This window comes from Polaromonas sp. UBA4122, assembly GCA_002381615.1.
In the GTDB taxonomy this organism is placed as follows: domain Bacteria; phylum Pseudomonadota; class Gammaproteobacteria; order Burkholderiales; family Burkholderiaceae_C; genus Polaromonas.
Genome location: DFWY01000152.1, coordinates 4,036 through 7,155 on the forward strand (window position 1 = coordinate 4,036; position 3,120 = coordinate 7,155).

The window sequence follows — 3,120 nt, forward strand, 5'->3', positions numbered from 1 at the left end:
GCCTGTCAGGTGTTCAGAAGGGCGAAAGCCCGGGCCTGCGTGTCGACCCGGTGGTTCCGTAAAAATTGAACGCCATTTGCGGTTGCTCGCCGCTGATGAGTTCGGCGATGGCTTTGCCTGAGCCAGCGCCATGCGTCCATCCCAGCGTGCCGTGGCCCGCGTTCACCCACAAGTGGCCCACTTTGGTCTTGCCAATAAACGGGATGTTGGTGGGTGTGGCGGGACGCAAGCCGGTCCAGAACTCCGGCGTGCCGCCTTGCTCTTCAAGACGCGTGTCGCACACACCGGGCAGTACTGTTTCAATCCGGTCGGCCAGCATTTTGCAGCGGGCTCGGGCCACTGGCGTGTCGAGCGACAAGCCATAACCGCCGATTTCAATGGTGCCGGCCACGCGCAGATGGTTGCCCAGCCGACTCATGGCGCACTTGACGTCGTCATCAATGGTGCTGACGAAGGGTGCCAGCTCCGGTTTGAGCAGCTTGAAGGTGGCGCTATAGCCCTTGCCCGGGTAGATGGGCAAATCAACGCCGACGGTGCGCAGCAGCGGCGCGGTGTAGGAGCCGCAGGCCACCACCACTTCGTCGGCCCTCAGATGAACGAGTTTTGGCTCGCTGTCCGGCACAGGGCGGGTACGAACAGCTATTGATTCAATAGCACCTCCGGCCTTCTCAAGGCGCTCGATGTCGTGTCCGTACAGGAAGTTGGCACCCCGCTCAGCGCAGCGCTGGGCCAGTGCCTGCGTGAAGATGCGGGCGTCCCCACTCTCATCGCTGGCGGTGTAGGTGCCGCCCACAATGCGGTGGGAAAATGATGTGAAGGCGGGCTCAATTTCCAGCAACTCGGCCGTGTTTACCACGCGGCGCGCCACGCCATATTTGCGCATCAGGGCCGCCGCATCGCCTGCTGTGTCGAACGCCTTTTGATCGGTATAGTAGTGCGCAATGCCGCGTTCCAGCCGGTGATATTCAATGCCCGTAGCCCTGACCACTTCCTTGAGTGCGGTGTGGCTGTAAGCGCCCAGCGCCACCAGCTGCTGCACATTGCGCTCAAACGCAGCGTCGTTGCATTGCGCCAGAAATTGCAGGCCCCAGCGCCATTGTTGCCATCCCTCACCGAATGGCAGCTGCGGGCGAAACAGCAGGGGCGCATCGTTGCGAAACAGCCACTTCAGGGCCTTCAGCGGCGCGTCCCGGTTGGCCCAGGGCTCGCAGTAGCCGACAGAAATTTGTGCCGCATTCGCAAAGCTGGTTTCCAGCGCAGCGTCGGGCTGCCGGTCCACCACCGTGACCTCGTGGCCGCGCTCAAGCAGGTGCCAGGCCGTGCTTACTCCAATGATGCCTGCACCCAAAACAACAACTTTCATAGAGACCTTTCCTGATCTTCAAGTGTGAAGGAGCTTGCTTTCAACAAATAGAAAAATTAAACTTTCAGCGAGAATATCAGAAACACTAATACAAGGAAGCTTCCCAATGAGCAATTTTGACCCCGATGCGCTCGAATGTCTGGCCGCCATCGTGGAAGAAGGGGGCTTCGAGCGTGCGGCCCAGCGCCTGTCGATCACGCAGTCGGCGGTGTCGCAGCGCCTGCGGGCGCTGGAGGCCCAGGTCGGCACCATGCTGATTGTGCGCAGTCGGCCGCTAAAAGCCACTGCTGCGGGGCAACTGCTGCTCAAGCACACCAAGATGCTGCGCCTGTTGCGTGCCGATCTGGAGCGCGACCTGAAAGAGCTGGCACCCAGCTCGCTGCGCGGTGCGCGCGAGGAAGGGCGCATTTCGATTGCCGTCAACGCCGACAGCATTGCCACCTGGGCCCTGCAGGCGCTGACGGAGTTGGCGCAGCAAGGCCTGCCTCTGGAAATAATTACCGACGACCAGGACTTCACCCAGGAATGGCTGCGTGAGGGCCAGGTTCTGGGCTGTGTCACCACGCTCAAGCAGGCCTTGCGCGGCTGCAAGGTGGTGGCGCTGGGCGCCATGGACTATGTGGCCGTAGCTTCCCCGGCGTTTGCGCAGGACAGACTGGCCAAGCCAGCAGCTGCTGGCAGCGCCGCCAGAAGCAAGGCCTCAAGCACAGCGGTAACGCCGGTGCTGACGATCCACAATTTTCGCGACGTGTCGTTCGTGGCCTTCAACCGCAAAGACGACATGCAAAGCGAATTTGTCGGCAAAGCCTTTGGGCTCAAGCGGGTCACGCTCAAGCAGTTGTTTGTGCCATCGTCGGAAGGCCAGGTGCGTGCCGTGCTGGCGGGCTGGGGCGTCAGCGTGGTGCCGCGCTTGCTCGCGCAGGGCCTGATGGACCAGGGTCTGCTCGTCAATGTTGCGCCCACTTACACACTGCCTATTCAGTTGTACTGGCACTGCTGGAATCTGGAGTCCGAAGTGCTGGACGCGCTGACAGCGGCCCTCAAGCAGGCGGCCGCTTCGTCGCTGATGGTCGGGCGCGTCTAGTCGGCTGATTTCCAGTGGCGTTTCCGTGACATAAGGCCGGTAACTACGGGAAAGTCAGGTGTCGCCAAATTTTACCGAGGAGTATCCAGAAGCCAACCTAGGAGAGATCCATGCTTTCTACCGTTCTCCTTGCTCGCATCGTCGCCTTGATCGGTAGCGGGCTGGCAATTATGGTGGCCGTTCATGCCCAAACCACCGCCGACTCAGCCGCCACTCCGGCGCCTGTCACTGGAAAATCCGCAGGCAACGCCCTGAGAGTCGGAGTCATCGGCCCATTCGCCGGTCCGTCGGGCGAATTTGGCATGCCTATGCTCAATGGCCTCCATCAGGCTGTGGACTACATCAGCGCGGTCGGGGTCTATCTGGGACGCGAGCTCGAAATTGTGCGCAAGGACGACCAAGTCAATCCGGACGTCGGCCTGAAGATGTCCCAGGAACTGGTGAGTGAGAAAGTCGTCGCCACGATCGATGTTTTGCAACACCGGCGTGGCCATGAAATCTGCTGATGTATGATTGTTCGAGCGAAAGAGCTTATGCATAACATCGGTTCTGGTGATGGCGCTGGCGAAAACCAGGGTGGCCCTGACGGCGTCATGGAATTTAAGCGCCAAGAAACACTGCTCAAGACGGGCGCTTTGCAGAGCGCGATTTTCAACAGCGCCAACTTCTCGAG

At 60.5% G+C, this 3,120-nt stretch carries 3 protein-coding genes; 2 read left to right on the plus strand and 1 reads right to left on the minus strand.

Annotation, left to right across the window (positions count from 1 at the left end):
- Positions 1-13: 13 nt before the first annotated feature.
- Positions 14-1,363: a D-amino acid dehydrogenase gene (locus B3F77_RS18220; protein WP_293606325.1), complete on the minus strand. Its 1,350-nt coding sequence runs from the start codon at positions 1,361-1,363 to the stop codon at positions 14-16.
- Positions 1,364-1,469: 106 nt separating this feature from the next.
- Between B3F77_RS18220 and B3F77_RS18225 the strand changes: the two genes are divergently transcribed.
- Together B3F77_RS18225 and B3F77_RS18230 are read left to right on the plus strand one after the other, a co-directional pair.
- The gene (locus B3F77_RS18225; protein ID WP_293606326.1) at positions 1,470-2,447 is read left to right on the plus strand and encodes a LysR family transcriptional regulator ArgP; all 978 of its coding nucleotides are present in this window, start codon (positions 1,470-1,472) and stop codon (positions 2,445-2,447) included.
- Between the two features lie 110 nt (positions 2,448-2,557).
- Positions 2,558-2,953: an ABC transporter substrate-binding protein gene (locus B3F77_RS18230; protein WP_349678423.1), complete on the plus strand. Its 396-nt coding sequence runs from the start codon at positions 2,558-2,560 to the stop codon at positions 2,951-2,953.
- The last annotated feature ends 167 nt before the right edge of the window (positions 2,954-3,120 follow it).